Genomic DNA, 20,547 nt, shown 5'->3' on the forward strand with positions numbered 1-20,547 from the left:
CATTTCCCTGGGTGACCACCTCTTTGCTATTCTTCATTTGAGCGTAACCTCCTTGGTGGGCCAGTTCAAGCTGGCCTCTTTTGATTTCCTCAACCAAAGGTTACGCTTTTTGCTTTTTCTCCATCAAACGGGACGCGGCCCCGATCGGGTTTGATTCGTAAGGGCATGGTTTACAGTCCAGCGCATGGGGATACGGATTTTACGGTACCTCTTTTTGATGATTTTATGCGTCGAATCATCCCAGATTGGAAAATGGGAAAAAAGTAAATCGAGGACTATCTTATGTCTGATCTGGTCCATAAAAAATGCGTCCCCTGCGAAGGAGGCGTTCCCGCCTTGACGCGCGGGGAGGCCGCAGGGTATTTGAGGGAGCTTGAGTCCTGGCGGCTCTCAGAAGACGGCAAGAGCATCCGACGGGAGCTCCTGATGAAGGATTTTCGGGCGGCCATCGAGCTCATTAAGGCAGTCGCCGAGGTCGCCGAGGCCGAGGATCATCATCCCGATCTCCATCTGACCGGCTACCGCAAGCTCGCCGTCGAGCTCTCCACCCACGCCGTCGGGGGGCTCACCGAGAACGACTTCATTTTGGCCGCCAAGATCGAGTCTTTGCCAAAAGCTCTCAAATATTGAAACAGTAGTTATCCACAAAAACTCTCGGGAAATTTTAGTGGACAAGTTCGGGGAGCGCTGGTTTCAGTGCCGGGCGAGATCGCTGGCCTGAGGCGCAAGATGGAGGGCCGTCTCGGCTGAGGGCATGACCTTCTTCTTTTCCAAATCGACCTCGAACTCGTAAATGGGGGTGTCGAATTCCGAGACCTCGCCGTAGGGCCGCAGGGTGAAGTGATAGACATCCCGGCTCAGGCGCTCGATGAGCCACGGGGAGGATTCCGTGGCGGCGCCGATCTCCGGGGCCAGTATCTCGGCAACGCTCCCGGAACCCCCGGAGGGTGCGTAGGCGTAAATCAGGCGCAAGGCCTCGTCCACGTCTCCGTCCTCGGGCAACAAATCCACCCCCGCGTCCCGCGGGGCGTCCTCCCCCTGGGCTGTCGGCGCCGGAGCCAGGCGCGCGGAGGCCTTGGACGGCGTCGGGGGAAGAATGATTCCCTTGGAGAGGTGCAGCCCTAGGGCCAGCAGGCCCAACAGCGGCGCAATGAAGAAATGGAGAAATGACGGCCTCGCGGGAGCGGCGCTGAGCCGAGCTTCCCTAAAGGAGGAAGTCTCGAGCTGTTCAATTTTCCGCTTCTGCTCATGCAGGATGGCCTTGAGGCTGTTGAATTCACGGCGCAGGATCTTGAGGGAGGGGTTTTGCCCGCGCAGCCGGTCCCGCGACTCCTCGGCGGCTTGAGTCAGGCGGGCGAGTCGGGACTCCAGCTCCAGGATTTCCGGGGCTATCTCGCCCTCGATGGAAGCGGCTTCAGCGGTCTCCACGGCCCGAGTATAACAGGGGGTCCGGGCGGGAGGATAACAAATTTGTTAACTGTTAGCCTTGCGACTGTATCCGGCTGAGCTCATGGTGGATGAAATCCAGGTCCAAGCGAGCGGGGTCCGTGGAAATCAGATATCCCGACCGCCGCCAAGAACGGGGCGAGAAAGCTCCGCTCACCTATTTATCTAACCGAGGCGCCGAAGCGCCTCGATCCTGGCGTCGAGGGGCGGATGGCTCGAGAAGAGCAGGGCGACTATGCCGTGCCCGTGGCCGTTGATCTTGAAGGCGGAGAGGGCCGGGGCCCGGTTGTCTTGGACCTGGACCGAGGACTTGAGGGACTCCAGGGCGTGGATCATGGTCTCGCGGCCGGCGTAGCGAGCCGATCCCGCGTCGGCGCGGTACTCGCGCAGGCGCGAGAAGTAATAGATGAGAGGAGAGGCCAAAAGCATGAGCACGGACTCGAGGACGGAGACAAGGATGTAGTGGGCGAAGTAGCCCAGTCCCGAGCCCCTCTTATCGTCGTCGCGGCTGCGCATGGCGTTGTCTATGGCGAAGGCGATCACGCGGGCGAAGAACATGACGAAGGTGTTCACCACTCCCTGGAGCAAGGTCATGGTCACCATGTCGCCGTTGGCGATATGGGCGATCTCATGGCCGATCACGCCTTCCACGGCCTTGGGGTCCATGCGCTCGATAAGCCCCGTGGAGATGGCCAAAAGCGAGCGGCTTTGGCTCGGGCCGGTGGCGAATGCGTTGACCTCGGGGCTGCGGTAGACGCCGATCTCGGGCAAGGTGGCAAGGCCGGCGCGCTGGCAGAGGCTGCGGACCAGGCTTACGATGCGCTCCTCGGCCGCCCCGCCGGGTTTGTCGGGGTCAATGAGCTGGACCCCCATGGCCATCTTCGCGGTCCAGCGCGAGATCTGCAGCGAGATGAAGGCGCCGGCGAAGCCGAAGATCGAGCAGAATATCAATAGAGCCTTGTAATTGAGGCCTTGGGCCGTGAGGTAGGGCTCCAAGCCCAGGAGTCTTAACAGGAACGAGACGGCCAGGACGACCAAGAGGTTGACCGCGACAAAAAGCATGACTCTTTTCATGGATTTCACTCTCCTATGCAGCTCAAATGATATTGTATCATAAGAAAAAACAGTCCGGAGACCGCATGAACGCCCAGATGAAAGCCCCCTTGCCCATCAACGAGCCGGTTCTGGCCTACGCCCCAGGAAGTCCGGAAAGGAAGGCCTTGAAATCCCGCTTGAAGAGCCTTAAATCCGAGACTGCCGATATCCCTCTCTTTATCGGAGGCAAGGAGGTGCGCACCGGGCGGCTGGCCGATTGCCGCAGCCCGCACGCGCGCGGGCATCTTTTGGGCCGCTTCCACCAGGCCTCGGTCGCGGAAATCCACCAAGCCATCGAGGCGGCGGTTTCGGCCCGCCGGGAGTGGGAGGCCATGCCCTTTGCCGACCGGGCGGCCATATTCCTCAAGGCGGCCGACATGCTGGCCGGCGATTTCCGGTGGACCTTGAACGCCGCCACCATGCTCTGCCAGTCCAAGAGCGCCCACCAGGCCGAGATAGACTCTGCCTGCGAGCTCATCGATTTCCTGCGCTTCAACGTCCATTTCGCCGAGATGATATACGCCTGGCAGCCGCAATCCTCTCGCGGGGTCTGGAACCAGGCCGACTACCGGGGCCTGGAGGGGTTCGTGCTCGCGGTGACTCCCTTCAACTTCACGGCCATCGCCGGAAACCTGCCCACCGCGCCGGCCCTCATGGGCAACACCGTGGTCTGGAAGCCGGCCCTCTCCACGGTGTACACGGCGCATCACCTGATGCGGCTCCTGCGCGCCGCCGGGCTTCCGGACGGCGTGATCAATTTGGTGTCCGGGCCTCCCGCGGACATTTCCGCGGCGGCCTTGAACAGCCCGGATTTGGCCGGGGTGCATTTCACCGGAAGCACCGAGGTTTTTCATGGAATATGGAAAACCGTGGGAAACAACATAGCCAAGTACCACGGTTACCCGCGGCTGGTGGGGGAGACGGGAGGCAAGGACTTCGTCTTCGCCCACGCCAGCGCCGATCCCGAGGCCCTGGCCGTCGCGTTGGTGCGGGGCGCCTTCGAGTACCAGGGCCAGAAATGCTCGGCCGCCTCCCGCGCCTACATTCCCGACAATCTCTGGCCCAAGGTCAGGGAGGCCTTGGGGGACATGCTTTCATCCATCAAGATGGGATCCCCCGAGGATTTCTCCAATTTCGTCAATGCCGTAATAGATGCGAAGGCCTTCGCGCGCATCAAGGGCTATTTGGACCGGGCCAAGGCCGACTCGAGTTCCAAAATACTATGGGGGGGCGGCTGCGATGACTCGGTCGGGTACTTCATAGAGCCGACCGTGATCGAGGCCCAGGACCCTCGAAGCGAGGGCATGTCCAAGGAAATATTCGGCCCGATACTCAATGTCTTCGTCTATCCGACGGCCCAGTATCGGGAGACCTTGGAGCTTTGCGAGAAGACCTCGCCCTACGCTTTGACCGGCTCCATCTTCGCGGCGGACCGCCGCGCGGTGGCCGAGGCCTCGCGGGTGCTAAGCCACGCCGCCGGCAATTTTTACGTCAACGACAAGCCCACGGGGGCCGTGGTGGGCCAGCAGCCCTTCGGAGGAGCCCGGGCTTCTGGAACCAACGACAAGGCGGGCTCTCACCTCAACCTCCTGCGCTGGACGAGCCCGCGCATCATCAAGGAGACTTTTGATCCCCCTCGGGATTACCGCTACCCCTTCCTTCAGCCAGAGTAAGGGCATTGGCCAAGAGCAAAGCCGTCGTCACGGGCCCCACTCCCCCGGGAACGGGAGTGATCCAGCCGGCCCTTTTGGAGGCTTCCTCGAATTCGACGTCTCCGCGGAGTTTGCCGCCCTCCTGGTTGATTCCCGCGTCGATCACGATGGCTCCGGGCTTGACCCAGGATCCCTTCACGATCCCGGCCTTGCCGGCGCCGGCCACCACGATGTCGGCACGGCGGATTTCCGCCTCGAGGTCCGCGGTGCCGGAATGGCACAGGCAAACCGTGACCCCCATGAGGCTCAGAAGATGGGCCGCCGGCTTGCCCACCACGTTCGATCTCCCGATCACTGCGGCCTTTTTTCCGCGCAGCGGCGCGCGGGCTTCCTTTAGAAGCTCGGCCACGGCCAGCGCCGTGGGGGGGGCGATGAGGCGGCGCGCCTCGAATTCGCCCAGGCTTCTGGCCATGGCGAAGCGCCCATAGCTTTCGGGGCAGGCCGCCTCGACGTCCTTCTCGGCAGGCAAGGCCTCCAAGAGGCGCGGCAGGTCCACGGAAGTCGGGAAGGGCAAATCCAGGAGAATCCCGTCCACGCCCTTGTCTTGGCAGAGACTGGACATGAGTTCCAAGGCCTGGGCCGTGCCGGCCGCCTCCAGGCAATGGATTTCAACCACGGCTCCCACCTCGGCGCAGGCCTTGAGGGCGGCACGGCGGTAGGTTGTCGAAGCGGAGGTTTCCTCCCCGGTCACCACGGCCAGACCTAGAGGCTGACTGCGGGACGATCGCAGGGCGCATGCCCTGCTGAGAAGAGTTTCCTTTATTTTCCGGGCTAGAAGCCCGCCGTCTAGCAGTGACGCATTCATGGGGAAGACTCCATTTTTTGGACCCACCGAAAAAGGCGGAGCAGCAGAGGAGCCGGCCGCCGCAGGCGTCTGGCCTGATCCAGCAAGGGCCCGACGATGGCCTGAATTTCAGTGGGCCGGCCCGCGCGCAGATCCTGAAGCATGGAGTTGCGCTGGGCCGGGGCGTTCTCGCAGGCTCTCAGAACGAGCCCGGCCATGTCCCGGTAGAGAAGTCGTCGCCCTGCGGCGCGCGCCACGGCCACGGCCTCGGACAGGGTTTGGAGCAGAAGTTCCCTCAGCGCCGCATCCCGGGCCAAATCCCCGTTCGGCGCCGCGGCCAGGGCCCCCAGTGGATTTACGGCCGCGTTGAAGCAGAGCTTGGTCCAAAGCAGGGCCTCCTCGCTGTCCTTCAGTATGACCTTCCAGCCTCCCTCCAGCAGCAAGGCCTTGGCCTCGGACAAGGCTCGGGCGTTGGCGGCGTTGGCGGCTAGAAGTATTTGATCGCCGTAGGTGTGGGAGTAAAGGGACGGCTCCGGGTGGTCCGCGCCGAAATAGCAGGAGCCGAGAACCGCGCGGGACGGCCCGAAGGCCCTTTTCAAGATAGGGGCATGGGAAACGCCGTTCTGAAGGCCGACCGCGGGCGTGGATGGCCCGGCCCAGGGCCGGGCCGCGCGAAGAGCCGCGACCGTGTCCCGCGCCTTGACGCAGAAGAATATTCCAGCGCAGGGCTTTCTGGGGGTCTGGCGCGCGCTTAAGAGCCCGCGCCGCACGCGGCACTCTCTCCCGTCCGGGCCGCGGAAAATTACTTCCCGGCGGAGAATCTTCTTCTCCTGGTCGGGATCGCGCGCCAGGAGAAGGGCCTCGTGGCCGGCCGCGGCCCAGCGGCAGGCCACGACCATTCCCACGGCTCCCGGGCCTACGACTAGAATGCGGGACATGACGCATTCTACAAAAGAAGAACCCCTGCGGCTAAGGAAGCTGCAGGGGTTTTGCGGAGCGGATGCGGCTTAGGCGTTGACCATCTTGGCGCGAGAGATGTCGCCTTTCTTGTCCAAGTAGTAAAGGAAGCCCTTCTCCTTCTTAAGACCCACCTTCTGGACCTTCTCCGGCTTGCCGCCTTTTTTGCCGCCGCGGGCCATCTTGGCGCGGGAAACGTCTCCCTGCTTGTCGATGTAATAAAGGAAACCCGTCGCGCGCTCGATGCCAACCTTGTGAACTTTCTCTGCCATGATGTTTGTGACCTCCTCCGTCCTGAGGGATGCAGCGTCATATCCCTTCAGCTTGGCCAATATATAATAATCCCCGACGGCATGGCAAGGAGTTTTCGTCGGACGTCTGAGAGCGCCGGGAAGCTAGGATTTCTGCCCTTTGAAAAGGGGAATTTGCGGCTCTTCCGGCTTCATGATCAGGCGCTCCTTGAGCCACGCGTCGACGAGGGGCTTGGAGAAGCGGTATTGCCGCCCGATGCGCGAGGCGGGAATTCTTTTCTGGCGGATCAGTCCGTAGATTTTGGAGCGGCCCATCGCCAGGTATTGGGCCAGGGCCTTAATGTCCATGACCTCGGGAACGTCGCCGATGAAAACCCGCTTGGCGGCTTTGCGTTTTCGTTTCATGGCTGTAACGATAGCGTATTTTTTAGTTTTCTCTATCTTCTAACCATTCTCAGTATATATTATGTGTTATATTTTGTCAAATATTTCACCTGCTGCCCAAAAGCTTACGTGAACTTTTGGGATTTATTCCTTGTCAGACTCGCCTCGGATTTGTTATAGTATCGTTCCAATGCAAATTTACGAAACCGTGTTGATATTGAAGCCGGCGCTTTCAGAAGCCGAAGCGGCCGATTTTGTGGAAAAAACCAAGCAGCTGATCGCCGCGCAAGGCGGCGAAATGATAAGCCAGGACAATTGGGGACGTCGCAAGCTGACCCATATGATCGGCAAGGCCCGAGAGGGAACCTACGCCTACTTGAAATACAAGATCACTTCCGAGGCTCTAAAGAAGCTGTACCATAATTTCAGCATCAATGAGAATCTTCTGCGCCAGATGACGGTCGCCTCCCAGGAAAGGAAGATGCGGGAGAAGAAGGGCAAGGCCAAGAAGGCCCCCGCTGCCGCGGGCCAGGAGTGATATGGCCGGCGTGCGCCTGCCTGAGCAGAATCAGGTTCTTTTGACGGGCCGTTTGACCCGCGATCCAGAGGTCTTCTTTACTCCCCAGGGGACGGCCAAGTGCTGGTTCTCGATCGCGGTCAATCAAGCCTATAAAGACAAGGCCACGGGCGATTGGAAGGAACAGGTAAGCTACATTCCGGTCGTGGTCTGGCGCCAAGCCGCCGAGCGTTGCAAGGAAAAGCTGCGCAAGGGCAGCCCGGTCCACATCGATGGGCGGTTGAGGAGCCGCGAGTACGAGGACAAGAAGAGCGGGACGAAAAGAACCGTTTTGGAAGTAGAAGCGCGCCGAGTCCAGTTCCTGGCTCAAGCCGAGGGAGGCTCTCAGTCTCAGGAAGCCCGCGACGAAGCCGCTCAAGAGGCCGCGCCGGCCGGCGTGGTCAACGATAGCGAGGAGGTTCCCTTTTAATGTCTTCTGAAGAGCAACATGCGGCAAGCCCGGCCCCCGCGCCGGCTGCCGCCGAAACGCCGGGCGCGTCCCGCCCCGCCGCCGCGCCCGCCGCTAGGCGGCCGGAGCTGGGGCGCCGCCGCGCTCCCTTCCCCGTGCGCAGGAAGGTTTGCCGCTTCTGCGCCGAAAAGGTGCGGGATATAGATTACAAGCAAATCCAGGTCTTGAGGACTTTCGTTGCTGATAGCGGCAAGATCCTTTCCAGCCGGATCACGGGCAATTGCGCGGGGCACCAGAGACAGCTCGGCCGCGCCATCAAACGCGCCCGCAATCTGGCCCTGTTGCCGTACGTGGTTTATTGACTCCCATGAAAGTGATATTGCGCTGTGACGTCGAGCACGTGGGCCGGTCCGGGGAGGTAAAGGATGTCTCCGCCGGGTTCGGCCGCAATTTCCTCCTTCCCAAGAACCTGGCCGTTACGGCCTCCTCAGAGGCCCTGGCTTGGTGGGAAAAGGGCAAGGAAAGGCGAGAGAAGCTCTTGCAGGCCCAACGCGAGCAGGCCAAGGAGCTCTCGGCCAAGATGGCGGGCGTGAGCCTGTCTTTCTCCCGGGCCGTGGGCGCCGAGGGGAAGCTTTTCGGCTCCGTGGGCAAGAGCGACATCGTCAAGAGCCTCAAGAGCTGCGGATTCACCGTGGACAAACAGGCCGTGGTCCTGGAGTCCGCCATCAAGACAGCCGGCGATCACGAGGTGGAGCTTCGGCTGCACCCCGAAGTGAGCGCCAAGATCAAAGTCGCGATCGCAGCCAGGCAATAGGCCCGCGCCTTTTGCCTGGGCCGGAGGACCATATCCGAGCCATGGCGAACAATCCCGTCCAACTGCCTCCCCAAGCCCTTGAGGCCGAGATGGCCGTCCTCGGCTCGATGCTCATAGAGAAGGACGCCGTCGAGAAGGCCGTCGACGTTCTCCACGAGAAGGACTTCTACCTGGAGTCCCACCGCAAGGTTTTCCGGGCCTTGCGCGAACTTTTCAACCGCGGCCAGGCCGTCGATGTCATAACCGCGGGCGAGGAGCTGCGCAAGCTCAAGATCCTCGATGAAGTCGGCGGCATGGAGGCCTTGACCGGTCTCGTCAACAAGGTGGCGACCGCCGCCCACGTCGACTATTACGCGCGCCTGGTCAAGGAGAAATCCATCCTCCGGGAGCTCATCACCACCTCCACGGCCATCGTGAGCTCCTGCTACAACGAAGCCAAGGAGCCTTCCCAGATACTCGACGAGGCTCAGGCCAGCATCCTCAAGGTGGCAGAGAGGCAAACCCTCCACGGCGTGGTGGAGGCCAAGGAATTGGCCCACGACGTGATAGAGCAGATTGAGCTGGCGCACAAGCGCAAGCAGGCCGTGACAGGCGTTCCCTCGGGCCTGACCGACTTTGATCGGATGACGGCTGGTTTCCAGAAGTCCGATCTCATCCTGATCGCCGCCCGGCCGAGCCAAGGCAAGACCGCGCTCGCCCGCAATCTCGCGGCCAATCTCGTGCTCGCCGACAAGCCCCAGCCGGTCCTGATCTTCTCCATGGAAATGGACCAGCACGCGATCATGCAGCGCTTCATTTCGACCGAGGCCCAGGTCAACCTCCAGCAGGTGAGGAACGGCTTTTTCCCGCGGGACCGCTGGACGGATCTCACCAACGCGGCCGCGCGATTCTCCGAGGCCCCGCTTTTTATCGTGGACACTCCTGGACTCACTGTACTGGGCATACGATCTCTCGCCCGTCAACTCGCGGCCGACCTTAAGAAGAAGGGGACCTCCTTGGGCATCGTCATCGTCGATTACCTCCAACTGATCCGTGGCTCCTCCTCGCGCTTCGAGAGCCGCCAGCAGGAGGTGTCGGAGATATCCCGGGGGCTCAAGTTCCTAGCGCGCGACCTGAAGGTGCCCGTGGTCGCCTTGTCCCAGCTCTCTCGCCGCCCCGAGGACAAGGGGCGCGGAGGCGACGGACGGCCCCAGCTCTCGGACCTGCGCGAGAGCGGGGCTCTCGAGCAGGACGCGGATCTCGTGGCTTTCATTTACCGGGAAGCCTACTACAAACGCAACGACCCGACCTTGGAGAACAAGGCCGATATCATCATCGCCAAACAAAGGCAGGGCCCGACGGGCAGCGTCCAGGTTTCCTTCATCCGCGACTACACTCGCTTTGGAAACGCCACGAGCGAATCCGAGCCCGCCGCCGAGATGGAGGAGGCCCAGGCGACCTTCGGCTGATGCGGCGTTTCTTTCGGCCCACCTGGGCCGAGGTGGATCTTTCGGCGCTCAAGGCCAACCTGCGCCTGTTCAAGTCCCGCGTAGCCGGCTCAAAGGTGATGTTCGTGGTCAAGGGAAACGCCTATGGCCACGGGGCCGCGGCCTGCGCCAAGGCGGCGCTGGGTCCGGAGGGGGCGGACTGCTTCGGGGTTTCCTCCGTCGAGGAGGGGATCGCGCTGCGCGAGGCCGGGATCCGGCGCCCCATCCTGGTCCTGGGAAGCCTTTATCCCTTCGAGAGCTTCCTGGCCGCGGCACAGTTCAATCTCATCCCCACCGTGGCGAGCCTCGAATCTGCGCAGCGCCTGGCAGAGGCCTCGCGGCGCCTTGGGCGCAAGGTCCCCTGCCATCTTAAGATCGAGACCGGGATGGGGCGCATCGGGCTTAGCCCCAAGGCCGCCTTGGGCGCGGCGGAGTGGCTCTCGGCGGAAAAGTCGGTCAAGCTCTCCGGCGTCTATACCCATCTTTCCTGCGCCGAGGAAAGCCCCGAGTTCACCGCCCGCCAGCTTCGGCTGTTCAAGCAAGCCGCGTGCGCCATCGCGTGTCTCGCCCCGGCGGGTTTTCTCCGGCACGCGGCCAACTCCGCGGCGGCCCTGCGCTGCCCGGAAAGCCGCTGGGACATGGTGCGGCCGGGCCTGGCTCTGTACGGGCTCTATCCGGGCTTTAAGCCCGTGCTGTCTCTTAAGAGCCGCGTCGTTTTCCTCAAATCCGTGCCGGCGGGAACGCCCATCAGCTACGGGGCCTCCTACCGGGCCCCGGGGCCCCGCCGGATCGCCACCATTCCCATCGGTTACGCCGACGGCTTCTCGCGCGGTCTCTCCAACAAGGGGCGGGTCCTCGTTCAGGGCCGCTTCTGCCCCGTGGTCGGGCGCGTCACCATGGACATGCTGATGGTCGACGTGACCGGCGTCCCCCGGGTCCGGGTGGGAGACGAGGTGGTGCTGCTGGGCTCACAGGCAAGCCGCCGCGTCACCGCGGGCGACATGGCCTCGGAGCTCGGCACCATCGCTTACGAGATCACCACCTGCCTTTCGGCCAGAGTGCCGCGGGTGTATCTGATATAATAAAAACGGAATGGCATCGATCCTGGCCTGGGTGGGGCGTCCGCTCCTGGAGCTTGTCGAGGCCACTGGTCAATTTGCGTTTCTCATCCGCTCGACCTTCCTTTGGCTCGTGCGCTCCAGGATCGAATGGCGGCAGACCTTGCTGCAGATGATGCGCATCGGCGTTGAGTCCCTTCCGGTGACCGCCATGACCACGTTTTTCACGGGAATGGTCCTGGCCCTCCAGACCGGGGCCTCCTCCAAGCACTTTTTCAACGAGCCCCTTTTCGTCGGAACCGTGGTGAGCTTCGCCATGGTGATGGAGCTCTCACCCGTGATGACGGCCATGGTGGTCTCGGGCCGCGCGGGAGCCGCCATCGCGGCCGAACTCGGGACCATGAAGGTGACCGAGCAGCTTGACGCCCTCTATACCTTGGGAACCGACCCGATCCGCTACCTGGTCATCCCGCGCTTCCTGGCCTTCTTGGCCGTCCTGCCTCTTTTGACCGTGGCATCGGACTTCACCGGGGTTTTCGGCGGCTGGGTGGTTGCGGCCTTTAAGCTCAAGATCCCGAACAACATTTTTTGGCACGATATCGTGGACAACATGGAGATCCGCCATTTCATGCACGGTTTCTTAAAGACCTTCGTCTTCGCCTTCGTCATCTCCTTCATCTCCTGCTTCCAAGGCATTACGACGCGGGGGGGCGCAGAGGGAGTGGGCAAGTCCACCACGGCCGCCGTGGTCATCAGCATGGTCTCGGTCCTCGTCATGGACTACTTCGTGACCGCGGTCCTGGTAGCCTTGGGCATTACATGAGCAGAGCCATATGAGCCAGAACGAGATTTTGGAGATGCTGTCGGGCATCGGGGCCGTGATCACTGGAAGCCACATTGTTTATACGTCGGGCAAGCACGGCTCGGCCTACGTCAACAAGGACGCAATCTATCCCCACACCCGCGAAACCTCCCGCCTCTGCCGGGCCCTGGCGGAACGCTTCGCCCAGGACGGGGTGGAAGCCGTTTTGGCCCCGGCGGTCGGAGGGGTGATTCTCTCCCAATGGGTCGCGCACCATTTGACGGAACTTAAAGGGAGAGAGGTGCTCGGGCTTTACGCGGAGAAGTCGGAGGACGGCCGCTCCTTCGTGATCAAACGCGGCTACGACCGGCTTCTGGCCGGCCGCAGAATCCTGGTGGTCGAGGACGTCCTAACCACGGGCGGGTCCGTGAGGAAGGTGGTCGATGGCGCCAGGGCCTTGGGGGCCGTGATCATCGGGGTGGCGGCTCTCTGCAACCGCGGAGGCGTCTTAGCCCGCGATTTGGGGGAGGTTCCTCGCTTGGAGGCCCTCATTAACATCTCGCTTGAGTCCTGGGAAGAGAGGGACTGCCCCCTCTGCGCCAAGGGCGAGCCCGTCAACACGGGCGTGGGCAAGGGGCGGGAGTTCCTAGCCCGGAGAAAGCTCCAGTGATCGAGGCTTCCGGCGTCAAGAAAAGCTTCGGTGCCCGAGCGGTCCTTCGCGGGGTCGAGCTCATGGTCGAGGAGGGGGAAACCTTGGTCGTCATCGGGGGCTCGGGCTGCGGCAAGAGCACCTTCCTCAAGTGCGTGATCGGGCTCATTCGCCCTGATTCGGGGAGCATCATGGTCGACGGAGTGGACATCACGAAGCTCTCCAAGGAGTCCGAAATCGCCAATTATCGCCGGCGCTTCGGCTACCTCTTCCAGGAGTCGGCCCTCTTCGACTCCTTGACGGTTTGGGAAAACGTGAGCTTCGGGCTGGGCTACCTCACCGATATCCCTCCTGATACATACCGAGAGGTCGCCAAGGAGAAGCTGGCCCTGGTGGGGCTCAAGGATGTGGAGGACATGAAGCCGGCCGAGCTTTCTGGCGGCATGAAAAAGCGGGTGGCCCTGGCCAGGGCCATAGCGGCGGAGCCCTCGTATATTTTGTATGATGAACCGACGACAGGCTTGGACCCGATTATGTCGGATGTCATCAACGACCTGATTCTGGACCTCCAGAGGCAGCTCAAGGTGACCTCCATCGTCGTGACTCACGATATGAAATCGGCCTATAAAGTGGCTAGCCGCATCGCGATGCTCCATGAGGGCCGCGTCCTGGGAGTGGCCCATCCCAAAATCATCAAGGTGAGCGACAATCCCTATATCCGCCAATTCGTCGACGGCATCAGCCGCGGTCCCATCCAGATGAAGCTCAAGGATTTCGAGCCAGAGGCCGGGCACGCCCGAGAGCCCCGCCGTGAAGGCGGCAAAGCTTAGTGTCCCTGGAAGCCAAGGTCGGAGCCTTCGTCGTGGCGGGGTTTGCCTTGATCGGCACCGCTATTTTCCTGCTTGGAGATCTCAGCCTCGAGAAGCGCTACACCCTCTACGTGAGTTTCCGGGACGTGGCCAACCTCACCAAGAACGCCCCGGTTAAGCTCTCTGGCGTCGAGGTCGGGCAAGTGAGGGACATCCTCTTGTCGGACGGCCGGGCCAAGGTCATCGCCTCCATCCGCAAGGGAGTGGACATCTACCAGGACGCGCAGTTCACCGTGGGCTCCACGGGAATCATCGGCTCGAAGTACCTCGAGGTTTCCCAGGGCCACCCCTCGGCCGGCGTCATCGCCGCCGAATCGACCGTGATGGGAACCGACCCGGTCTCCATCGAGAAGGCCATGACCCAGGCCTTGGGCAGCCTCGAGAAGATCATGAAGGAGTTGAGCGAAGATGGCCCGCGGGGCTCTCTTACCTCGAACCTCAAGGACACCGTGGCCAACGTCCGGGAGCTTACCGCCAACCTCAACGACTTGATCGCCACGGCCAAGCCGAGCCTCACCAACACCATGGAGCGCTTCGACCAGATATCGGACAAACTCGACAAGGTCCTGGCCAAGAGCGACCAGATGATGACTGGCCTGTCCACGGACAAGGGCACGGTGGGCGCTCTCTTGCACGACGAGAAGATGAAGGAGGACGTCAAGGAGACCGTCGCCTCGGTCAAAGAGGCGGCGGCCACCGCCAAGGATGTTTTTGGGCGCATCACCCAATTTAGGGTTTACTGGAACCTGGACTGGCGCTACGAGCACGCGGTGCGCACCTCCCGCGCCGACATCGGGCTCAAGATTTCGCCCCGAGAGGGCCGGTATTACTACATCGGAGGCTCCAATCTCGGCAACGTCTCTGACGAGAGGCGCGGCACGGATTACGCCCAGTTCAACCGAGTGGACGCCCTTCTCGGCTGGGAGCGGGGGCCCTTCGATTTGGCGGCGGGCGTTATCCGTTCCGGCGGGGGAGGCCGGCTCTCGGTCACGCCCTTTTACCAGCATCCCATCGGCAAGAAGTTCAGCCTGGTCGCCCAGGGCTACGATTTCGGGCGCAACCGCGTGGTCCAGGGCCGGAAATTCGACCATCCGCAGTACGATGTGGGGCTTCTAGCTCGGATCAACCGCTATTTGGGGATCGGGGCCCGCGTCGAGGACCTCCAGGAGACCAAGCGCTACCAGAGTTGGGTCAACGTCACTTTCGAGGACCAGGACATCGCCTATCTTTTCGGAGTCATCAGCTTCGGGGCGGCCGGCACCAAGGGCCGCAGCAAGAAATAGAGGACAAAATCCCTAATTATGTCACGGCTTAAGAGTGTCTACCGCTGCCAGGAATGCGGCTACTCAGCGCCCAAGGGCATGGGCCAATGCCCGGATTGCTCGGCTTGGAACACCATGACCGAGGAAGTGGTCGAGGTCCGGCCATCCGGAGCCGCGGGGTTGCGCGGCGGAGGCGCTCGCCTTATGACGGACTTTAGTTCCGACGTCATCGCCCTTGGCGACGTCGCGCAGCAGGACTTGGAGCAGGGGCGCTTCGCCACGGGCATTACCGAGTTCGACCGGCTCCTGGGCGGGGGCGTGGTGGAGGGCCAAGTGATCCTGCTGGCCGGCCCTCCCGGGATAGGCAAGTCCACCTTGATGCTCCAGGCGGCGTGGCGCCTGGCGCGGGGCCGGAAAGTCGTCTACGTTTCAGGCGAGGAATCCTTGAAGCAGGTCTCTGGCCGCTGCCAGAGGCTCGGGATCAAGAGCCGCGCGGGCGCCGAGGAAGGTTTCCATCTTCTCTCGGAGACGAGCCTCGAGAAAATCCTGGCTGTGCTGGAGGAGGTCCGCCCTTGGGGGCTGGTGCTCGACTCTATCCAGACCGTTTACCATCCGGAGCTCGCCTCGGGCCCCGGCTCGGTGACCCAGGTGCGCGAGTGCGCGGCCGAAATCCTTCGGGTGGCCAAGAAGACCGGCGCCGTGGTATTCCTCTTGGGGCACGTGACCAAGGATGGGACCTTGGCCGGGCCGAAGGTCCTAGAGCACATCGTGGACACCGTCCTCTACTTCGACACGGAGCGCCACGATCTGCTCAGGGTCCTGCGGGCGCAAAAGAACCGGTTCGGTCCCACGGACGAGGTGGGACTTTTCGAAATGAATGAGAAGGGTCTCGCGGAGGTCCAGGATCTGGCCTCCTTTTTCCTGGTCGAGGACGGGATGAGGCCCCAGGCCGGCAGGGGCGTGTCCGTGACCTTGGAGGGTTCTCGTCCCATGCTGGTCGAGACCCAGGCCCTGGTCGTCTACACCAAGTACCCGCTGCCCCGGCGCATGGCCACGGGACTCGACCTCAACCGCGTCCTGGTGCTCTTGGCGGCCATGGAGAAGCACGTCAAGCTCAGGCTCGAGGAGAAGGATGTCTACGTGAGCCTGGCCGGGGGAGTGCGCCTCAAGGACCCGGCCTTGGACTTGGCCGTCTGCCTGTCGGTCTTGAGCTCGGCCAAGGAAATGCCCTTGGACCCGGACTGGGTGCTGCTGGGCGAGGTGAGCCTCCTGGGGGAGCTCGGCCGGGTTCCCCATCTCGAGACTCGTCTCAAGGAAGCCGCCAAGGCCGGCTTTAAAAAAGCCTTGATCCCCGAGCGCGCTCTCAAGGAGCTTTCGCGCAAAGACCTGGGCCTGGGCCTGGTGGGAGCCGCCGATCTTCCGGCCGCGGCGGAACTATTGTTTGCGGGAGGAAATTCATGACGTTATGGCTGTTTAGACTAGGCGTGGTAGTGGCTTCGACGAGCATCGTTTATTTCCGCATCACCCCGACCTCCGCCGGCGCCCTTCTGGGAGCCGGAGTGGGGCTTGCGATCGTGGGCTTCGAGTATCTTCTGGCCGAGATCAACCTCTTGACCATGATCTCGGGGGTTTTGGGGAGCTCTGGGGGCATCATTCTCGCCAAGCTCCTCGATTACACCGTGTTCCAGATGGGGAACGAGGCCCTTTATTTGGCCTGGGACAAATACTCGGTCCTGCGCTACTTCGCCTTCGGAATTCTGGGTCTCATCATCGCGGTCAAGAAGTTCCCTGAGTTCGACCAGCTTGACAAGGACCTCCTCAAGATGAGCCGCCGCCGCGGCGCCGACGTCAAGGTCCTCGACACCAGCGCCATCATAGACGGTCGGGTGATAGACATCTGCGAGACGAAGTTCCTGATCGGAACCTTGATCGTGCCGCGCTTTGTCCTGCAGGAGCTGCATCACCTGGCGGACTCGCAGGATTCCCTCAAGAGGGCCCGGGGACGCCGGGGCCTCGACGTCTTGGCCCGCCTGCAGGAGAACGCGGACATTCCGGTCAAGATACTCGATCGGGACATCTCCGACGTGCCGGACGTGGACGGAAAGCTCGTGCGCCTGGCCAAGGACATGGGGGCCAAGGTCATCACCACGGACTTCAACCTCAACAAGGTTGCGGCCTTGGAGGGGGTGACCTGCCTCAACATCAACGACTTGGGGACCGCCTTGAAGCCCGTGGTCCTTCCCGGAGAGGCCATGTCCCTTTTCGTGATGAAGGAGGGCAAGGAGCGCGACCAGGGCGTGGGCTACCTCGACGACGGCACCATGGTCGTGATCGAGGACGGGCGCAAGCACATAGGCAAGCGCCTGGAGGTCGGGGTGACCTCCATTCTTCAGACTCCCTCCGGCCGGATGATTTTCGGCAAGGCCCGCGGCGAAGTCAGGGAGCCGGTCAAATAAATGAAATCGGCGGCCATCATAGTCGCGGCCGGAGCCGGGACACGGATGGGGCGGCCCAAGCAATTCCTGCCCCTAGCGGACAAGACCGTGGTCGAGTGCTCCCTGGACGTCTTCCTTCAAATGGAGGAGATGGAGAAAATAGTCTTGGTCTTGAGCCCCGCGCACGTTGAGGAGCACGGAGGGCGCCTGGCCTCGAACCGAGTCGCGGTCGTTCCGGGCGGAACCACGCGCATGGAATCGGTGCGCCGGGGCTTCAGGGAGGTTCCCGAGGACGCTGAGGTCGTGGCGGTCCACGACGGAGCCCGGCCGCTGGTGACCATTGCCACGGTGCGGGCGGTCTTGGAAGAGGCCTACGAGTCAGGGGCCGCGATCGCGGCCGTCCCGGTCAAGGACACCTTGAAGAAGGTCTCCAACAAGCAGTTGTGGGTCTCTACCACGCCCGTGCGCTCCGCCTTCTGGTCGGCCCAAACCCCCCAGTGCTACCGCCGCGAGATCCTTGAGGAAGCCTTGGAGAAGTTTCCGGACGAGAAGGAGGCCACCGACGAGAGCCAACTCGTCGAGAAATCCGGCCACAAGGTCAAGATCGTTCCGGCCGGCTACGAGAATTTCAAGATCACCACTCCCGAGGACCTGATCATGGCCGAGGCCCTCTTGGAGGAGCGCCAAGGGGGCCGGCGACGGCCCTGCGTGGGGTTCGGCTACGACATACACAAGCTGGCGGAGGGGCGCGAGTTGTGGCTGGCCGGCCTGAAGCTCGACTTTCCCAAAGGCCTCATCGGGCACTCCGACGGCGACGCCGTGCTCCACGCGGTGGGAGACGCCATCCTGGGCGCGCTCGGAGCCGGCGAGATCGGGCTCATGTTTCCCCCGGAAAATCCCAAGATCAAGGGAATCCCGAGCAGGGACATCCTGGCCGCGGTCATGGCCAAGCTCATCACGGCCGGGGGCGCCATCTCCCACCTCGATGTCACCATGGTCGCCGAGGAGCCCAAGATGAAGCCCCACTATGAGGCCTTCAAGGCCTCTTTGTCGGGCCTCTTGAGCGTTGCGCCGGAGCGCGTCAATATCAAGGCCAAGAGCCATGAGGGTCTGGAAGCCATAGGCCGGGGCGAGGCCATCGCCTGCTACGCCGTGGCCACGCTGCTTCTTCCCTTCTAAAGACCGCGCCTTGATGAGGGCGCGGCCTGGGTGCCGTCGGAAGATATCCACCAAACTTCGCGGCGAAGTTTTGGGGATAAACTCGGCCTTGACTTCCCCGATGGGAGGGCTGTCTAATTAAAGTATGCCGGTAAAAACGAGCCTTGAGAGCTGTATCCCGGTCGAGCTCAAGCAAGTCTTCTGCGTGAGGGGCTGATATTAGCGCCTGCCCCGCTTTGCCTCGAGAAATAGCCCGAGCAGGGCGATCCCTCCCATGAACCCGCCGATATGCGCCCACCAAGCCACCCCGCCCAGGTGGCGGGTCCCGGCCAAGGACAGGCTTCCGGAATAAAACTGGGACCAGATCCAGATACCCAGGAATAGCGAGGCCGGGATCTCGACGGTCTTAAGGAAAACGAAGATCGGGATCACAGTGAGCACGCGGGCGTAGGGGTAGAGGATGAAGTAGGCCCCCAGGACCCCGGCGATGGCCCCCGAGGCCCCCAAGGTGGGGATGGATGAGCCCCAGGAGGCCCAAAGTTGGGCTGCCGAGGCGCAGAGTCCGCAGAGTAGATAGAAGAGCAGATAGCGGAAGTGCCCCATCCTGTCCTCCACGTTGTCCCCAAAGATGAAGAGCATCCACATATTGGAGAGGACGTGGGCCCAGCCCCCATGCAGAAATAATGACGTAAAAAATGGGGCGAGGTAGTTGACGGGCCCAAGCGCGTGAAGCAGTCCCGGCGCCGCATAGCGGGCCGGGACCAAGGAGTAGCGCAGGAGGAAAGGCTCCAAGCCCGCCCCCAGCGAGAGCTCGTAAAAGAAGGCGGCCGCGTTGCCCAGGATGAGGAGGAGATTGACGGCGGGAAAGCGCCGGCTGGGAATGTTGTCCCTGAGCGGGATCATGCAGGGCTATCTTAGCATGGCGGCGGGTCCGTGGGCTCGCCCTGTCGGGGTTGACGTGATGGTCCAATCCAAGCTCTTGCCGCCCTTGAAGGATATGCTGCCGGAGACGTGATTGTTGAACGGCATGGATCCTCCTGCCGTGAAGGAGTTGGAAAGGCGCAAGCGCCCTTCCTCCAGGGTGTACTCGCCGCTGAAGTCTCCCGTGGTTTCCCCGGACATATTGGCCGAGTCGGTTTTCAGCTGGACGGTTCCGGTCATCGCGGACAAGACGTCGCCTAGGGACCATTGGAGAGAGACTTTGTTGGCGGAGGCCGCGTCCGAGATCAGACGGCCGATGCTGAGTTCTCCGCTGCTGTCAATGGGCAAGGAAGCCATTCCGAACGCGCGAGACATTCCCGCGAATAGGGAGCGCAGCGCGGTCATGTAGGCCAAGTCCTCCATCTTAAGCTTGGAGGCTTCCCCTATCAGCCGCACGAGCATGGAGGAGGCTGGCTTTCCTTGAGCCGGAGGATTGCCGAACATGATGACGGCCTTGAAAGCGTCCCCCTGGCGTTCGCCCTCGGCTGAGACGGTGCCGAGCATCACCGGGCTCTTGCTGTCGCCTCCGAGGTGGATGTCGAGCGAGGCCTTGCCTTCCAATCCCATCTTGGTCAATCCTGGCGCCAGGGCCGCGAGCTGCGCCAGATTCAGGTTTTCTCCTTTCAAGGAGAGATTCTGCTCCACGAGTCCGTCTTTAGGGAAGGAAAGGCTGCCGCTGATTTCCAAGCGGATGTTCCCCAGGTGGATATGGCCTTTTTTTATCTCTATCTCCGAGCCCTTTTTGACGATGGAGATCCCCGCGAGTTTTAACTCCGGCAGGGGAAGCCCGGGGATGCTCGGGGCCGGGAGAGGCATTGAGACGTCATTGAACGCGCCGTCCATGGGCATTTGGGCCATCGGCCGCAGCGGGCCGAGGATGGCGCCGAGGAAGCTCCCATCCCCTTCCTCCCCGCCGTTGGAGCGCCCATTCCCATCGCTTCCACGCCCACCTCCGCCGTTGGAGCCGCCGGATTCGCCGCCTCCGCCGGAGGTTCCGCCCTTCCCGAGGCCGGATTTTCCGGAACCTCCGGCGGAGGCGGCGTTCTGGATGGGCGCGGCCGCGCGGCCGATTTCCGGCGCCGCCACGGAGCCGCGGGTTTCTCCGCGCAAATCGAAAATCCGCGAGCCGCCCTCGGCTTGCCGCTCGGGAGGGAGCGTGTTTGGCACCTCCTCAAGGCTTTCCGTCAGGATCGCGGCCGGGTGAAGGGCTCTGTTTCGAGGCAAGCGGGCGTCCGCTTGCGGGGTCCGCAAGAGTGGGAGCGGCAAATGCCCGACCTGAGCCATGGGAACGGCCCTTTCCAGGGCCACCGCGCCGCTCAAGGGCATTTTGGCCGCGGCCGGCGAAGCCAATTTCGGCGCGGCCCAGGCCCCGGCGCCGCAGGCCAAGAGAATCACGAAGGAAGAGGTCAATGACTTTCGCATGAGTCGGCTCTTAATGTGAACGATGTTTCGTTAACAG

At 62.4% G+C, this 20,547-nt stretch carries 23 protein-coding genes; 15 read left to right on the plus strand and 8 right to left on the minus strand.

Going from position 1 to position 20,547, the window contains the following annotated elements; genetic code table 11:
• Nucleotides 1–282: 282 nt before the first annotated feature.
• Entirely contained in the window at nt 283–630 is a 348-nt protein-coding gene (locus HY921_08260; GenBank protein MBI5630861.1) for a 4a-hydroxytetrahydrobiopterin dehydratase, read from the plus strand.
• Between the two features lie 63 nt (nt 631–693).
• Here the strand turns inward: HY921_08260 and HY921_08265 are convergent, their stop codons facing one another.
• Nucleotides 694–1,428 (minus strand): hypothetical protein, encoded by a 735-nt coding sequence (locus tag HY921_08265; protein MBI5630862.1) that lies wholly within the window; start codon nt 1,426–1,428, stop codon nt 694–696.
• A 183-nt stretch (nt 1,429–1,611) separates the two neighbouring features.
• Nucleotides 1,612–2,520, minus strand: coding sequence for a protease HtpX (gene htpX / locus HY921_08270; GenBank protein MBI5630863.1), 909 nt, complete (start codon nt 2,518–2,520; stop codon nt 1,612–1,614).
• A 65-nt stretch (nt 2,521–2,585) separates the two neighbouring features.
• Between htpX and pruA the strand changes: the two genes are divergently transcribed.
• Nucleotides 2,586–4,214: an L-glutamate gamma-semialdehyde dehydrogenase gene (gene pruA / locus HY921_08275; protein ID MBI5630864.1), complete on the plus strand. Its 1,629-nt coding sequence runs from the start codon at nt 2,586–2,588 to the stop codon at nt 4,212–4,214.
• Here the strand turns inward: pruA and HY921_08280 are convergent.
• The 4 genes from HY921_08280 to HY921_08295 form a co-directional block, all read right to left on the minus strand.
• Nucleotides 4,156–5,058 carry a bifunctional 5,10-methylenetetrahydrofolate dehydrogenase/5,10-methenyltetrahydrofolate cyclohydrolase gene (locus HY921_08280; protein MBI5630865.1) on the minus strand — a complete coding sequence of 301 codons (903 nt, stop codon included), beginning with the start codon at nt 5,056–5,058 and terminating at the stop codon, nt 4,156–4,158. The two genes, pruA and HY921_08280, sit on opposite strands and share 59 nt — an antisense overlap.
• On the minus strand, nt 5,055–5,975 hold the full coding sequence (locus HY921_08285; GenBank protein ID MBI5630866.1) for a 2-dehydropantoate 2-reductase: 921 nt from the start codon (nt 5,973–5,975) through the stop codon (nt 5,055–5,057). Before HY921_08285 ends, HY921_08280 begins: the two co-directional genes overlap by 4 nt.
• 69 nt (nt 5,976–6,044) lie before the next feature.
• Nucleotides 6,045–6,266, minus strand: coding sequence for a hypothetical protein (locus HY921_08290; protein ID MBI5630867.1), 222 nt, complete (start codon nt 6,264–6,266; stop codon nt 6,045–6,047).
• Nucleotides 6,267–6,389: 123 nt separating this feature from the next.
• Nucleotides 6,390–6,650 (minus strand): helix-turn-helix domain-containing protein, encoded by a 261-nt coding sequence (locus HY921_08295; GenBank protein ID MBI5630868.1) that lies wholly within the window; start codon nt 6,648–6,650, stop codon nt 6,390–6,392.
• A gap of 169 nt (nt 6,651–6,819) precedes the next feature.
• Between HY921_08295 and rpsF the strand changes: the two genes are divergently transcribed.
• The 13 genes from rpsF to ispD all read left to right on the plus strand — a co-directional run bounded on the left by rpsF (nt 6,820) and on the right by ispD (nt 18,128).
• Complete coding sequence (gene rpsF / locus HY921_08300) at nt 6,820–7,167, plus strand: 30S ribosomal protein S6 (protein ID MBI5630869.1); 348 nt, start codon at nt 6,820–6,822, stop codon at nt 7,165–7,167.
• 1 nt (nt 7,168) lies between these two features.
• Nucleotides 7,169–7,615, plus strand: a complete 447-nt coding sequence (locus HY921_08305; GenBank protein MBI5630870.1) for a single-stranded DNA-binding protein — start codon at nt 7,169–7,171, stop codon at nt 7,613–7,615.
• Entirely contained in the window at nt 7,615–7,956 is a 342-nt protein-coding gene (locus HY921_08310) for a 30S ribosomal protein S18 (protein MBI5630871.1), read from the plus strand. Before HY921_08305 ends, HY921_08310 begins: the two co-directional genes overlap by 1 nt.
• Nucleotides 7,957–7,961: 5 nt before the next feature.
• Nucleotides 7,962–8,408: a 50S ribosomal protein L9 gene (locus HY921_08315; protein MBI5630872.1), complete on the plus strand. Its 447-nt coding sequence runs from the start codon at nt 7,962–7,964 to the stop codon at nt 8,406–8,408.
• 41 nt (nt 8,409–8,449) lie between these two features.
• A complete protein-coding gene (gene dnaB, locus HY921_08320) occupies nt 8,450–9,856 on the plus strand; it encodes a replicative DNA helicase (GenBank protein MBI5630873.1) in 1,407 nt (468 codons plus the stop codon).
• Nucleotides 9,856–10,956 carry an alanine racemase gene (alr, locus tag HY921_08325; GenBank protein ID MBI5630874.1) on the plus strand — a complete coding sequence of 367 codons (1,101 nt, stop codon included), beginning with the start codon at nt 9,856–9,858 and terminating at the stop codon, nt 10,954–10,956. The genes dnaB and alr overlap by 1 nt, the downstream gene beginning before the upstream one ends.
• Before the next feature lie 10 nt (nt 10,957–10,966).
• The gene (locus tag HY921_08330; protein MBI5630875.1) at nt 10,967–11,755 is read left to right on the plus strand and encodes an ABC transporter permease; all 789 of its coding nucleotides are present in this window, start codon (nt 10,967–10,969) and stop codon (nt 11,753–11,755) included.
• A gap of 10 nt (nt 11,756–11,765) precedes the next feature.
• Nucleotides 11,766–12,404 (plus strand): phosphoribosyltransferase, encoded by a 639-nt coding sequence (locus HY921_08335; protein ID MBI5630876.1) that lies wholly within the window; start codon nt 11,766–11,768, stop codon nt 12,402–12,404.
• Between the two features lie 62 nt (nt 12,405–12,466).
• On the plus strand, nt 12,467–13,213 hold the full coding sequence (locus HY921_08340) for an ATP-binding cassette domain-containing protein (GenBank protein MBI5630877.1): 747 nt from the start codon (nt 12,467–12,469) through the stop codon (nt 13,211–13,213).
• The gene (locus tag HY921_08345; protein MBI5630878.1) at nt 13,213–14,535 is read left to right on the plus strand and encodes an MCE family protein; all 1,323 of its coding nucleotides are present in this window, start codon (nt 13,213–13,215) and stop codon (nt 14,533–14,535) included. Before HY921_08340 ends, HY921_08345 begins: the two co-directional genes overlap by 1 nt.
• A 15-nt stretch (nt 14,536–14,550) precedes the next feature.
• Nucleotides 14,551–15,975, plus strand: a complete 1,425-nt coding sequence (gene radA / locus HY921_08350; GenBank protein ID MBI5630879.1) for a DNA repair protein RadA — start codon at nt 14,551–14,553, stop codon at nt 15,973–15,975.
• Nucleotides 15,972–16,970: a PIN domain nuclease gene (locus HY921_08355; GenBank protein ID MBI5630880.1), complete on the plus strand. Its 999-nt coding sequence runs from the start codon at nt 15,972–15,974 to the stop codon at nt 16,968–16,970. Before radA ends, HY921_08355 begins: the two co-directional genes overlap by 4 nt.
• Entirely contained in the window at nt 16,971–18,128 is a 1,158-nt protein-coding gene (gene ispD / locus HY921_08360) for a 2-C-methyl-D-erythritol 4-phosphate cytidylyltransferase (protein MBI5630881.1), read from the plus strand.
• 198 nt (nt 18,129–18,326) lie between these two features.
• Here ispD and HY921_08365 read toward each other — a convergent pair whose 3' ends face one another.
• Together HY921_08365 and HY921_08370 are read right to left on the minus strand one after the other, a co-directional pair.
• On the minus strand, nt 18,327–19,010 hold the full coding sequence (locus tag HY921_08365; protein ID MBI5630882.1) for a rhomboid family intramembrane serine protease: 684 nt from the start codon (nt 19,008–19,010) through the stop codon (nt 18,327–18,329).
• A gap of 6 nt (nt 19,011–19,016) precedes the next feature.
• A complete protein-coding gene (locus tag HY921_08370) occupies nt 19,017–20,510 on the minus strand; it encodes a hypothetical protein (GenBank protein ID MBI5630883.1) in 1,494 nt (497 codons plus the stop codon).
• Nucleotides 20,511–20,547: the final 37 nt, after the last annotated feature.

The organism is Elusimicrobiota bacterium, assembly GCA_016218575.1.
In the GTDB taxonomy this organism is placed as follows: domain Bacteria; phylum Elusimicrobiota; class Elusimicrobia; order UBA1565; family UBA9628; genus JACRDN01.

Excerpts from the sequence above, each read along its gene's own strand:
- HY921_08260 (MBI5630861.1), top strand. The coding sequence starts at position 283 with ATGTCTGATCTGGTCCATAAAAAATGCGTCCCCTGCGAAGGAGGCGTT.
- htpX (MBI5630863.1), bottom strand. The coding sequence starts at position 2,520 with ATGAAAAGAGTCATGCTTTTTGTCGCGGTCAACCTCTTGGTCGTCCTG.
- pruA (MBI5630864.1), top strand. The coding sequence starts at position 2,586 with ATGAACGCCCAGATGAAAGCCCCCTTGCCCATCAACGAGCCGGTTCTG.
- HY921_08280 (MBI5630865.1), bottom strand. The coding sequence starts at position 5,058 with ATGAATGCGTCACTGCTAGACGGCGGGCTTCTAGCCCGGAAAATAAAG.
- HY921_08285 (MBI5630866.1), bottom strand. The coding sequence starts at position 5,975 with ATGTCCCGCATTCTAGTCGTAGGCCCGGGAGCCGTGGGAATGGTCGTG.
- HY921_08290 (MBI5630867.1), bottom strand. The coding sequence starts at position 6,266 with ATGGCAGAGAAAGTTCACAAGGTTGGCATCGAGCGCGCGACGGGTTTC.
- HY921_08295 (MBI5630868.1), bottom strand. The coding sequence starts at position 6,650 with ATGAAACGAAAACGCAAAGCCGCCAAGCGGGTTTTCATCGGCGACGTT.
- rpsF (MBI5630869.1), top strand. The coding sequence starts at position 6,820 with ATGCAAATTTACGAAACCGTGTTGATATTGAAGCCGGCGCTTTCAGAA.
- HY921_08305 (MBI5630870.1), top strand. The coding sequence starts at position 7,169 with ATGGCCGGCGTGCGCCTGCCTGAGCAGAATCAGGTTCTTTTGACGGGC.
- HY921_08310 (MBI5630871.1), top strand. The coding sequence starts at position 7,615 with ATGTCTTCTGAAGAGCAACATGCGGCAAGCCCGGCCCCCGCGCCGGCT.
- HY921_08315 (MBI5630872.1), top strand. The coding sequence starts at position 7,962 with ATGAAAGTGATATTGCGCTGTGACGTCGAGCACGTGGGCCGGTCCGGG.
- dnaB (MBI5630873.1), top strand. The coding sequence starts at position 8,450 with ATGGCGAACAATCCCGTCCAACTGCCTCCCCAAGCCCTTGAGGCCGAG.
- alr (MBI5630874.1), top strand. The coding sequence starts at position 9,856 with ATGCGGCGTTTCTTTCGGCCCACCTGGGCCGAGGTGGATCTTTCGGCG.
- HY921_08330 (MBI5630875.1), top strand. The coding sequence starts at position 10,967 with ATGGCATCGATCCTGGCCTGGGTGGGGCGTCCGCTCCTGGAGCTTGTC.
- HY921_08335 (MBI5630876.1), top strand. The coding sequence starts at position 11,766 with ATGAGCCAGAACGAGATTTTGGAGATGCTGTCGGGCATCGGGGCCGTG.
- HY921_08340 (MBI5630877.1), top strand. The coding sequence starts at position 12,467 with ATGGTCGAGGAGGGGGAAACCTTGGTCGTCATCGGGGGCTCGGGCTGC.
- HY921_08355 (MBI5630880.1), top strand. The coding sequence starts at position 15,972 with ATGACGTTATGGCTGTTTAGACTAGGCGTGGTAGTGGCTTCGACGAGC.
- ispD (MBI5630881.1), top strand. The coding sequence starts at position 16,971 with ATGAAATCGGCGGCCATCATAGTCGCGGCCGGAGCCGGGACACGGATG.
- HY921_08365 (MBI5630882.1), bottom strand. The coding sequence starts at position 19,010 with ATGATCCCGCTCAGGGACAACATTCCCAGCCGGCGCTTTCCCGCCGTC.
- HY921_08370 (MBI5630883.1), bottom strand. The coding sequence starts at position 20,510 with ATGCGAAAGTCATTGACCTCTTCCTTCGTGATTCTCTTGGCCTGCGGC.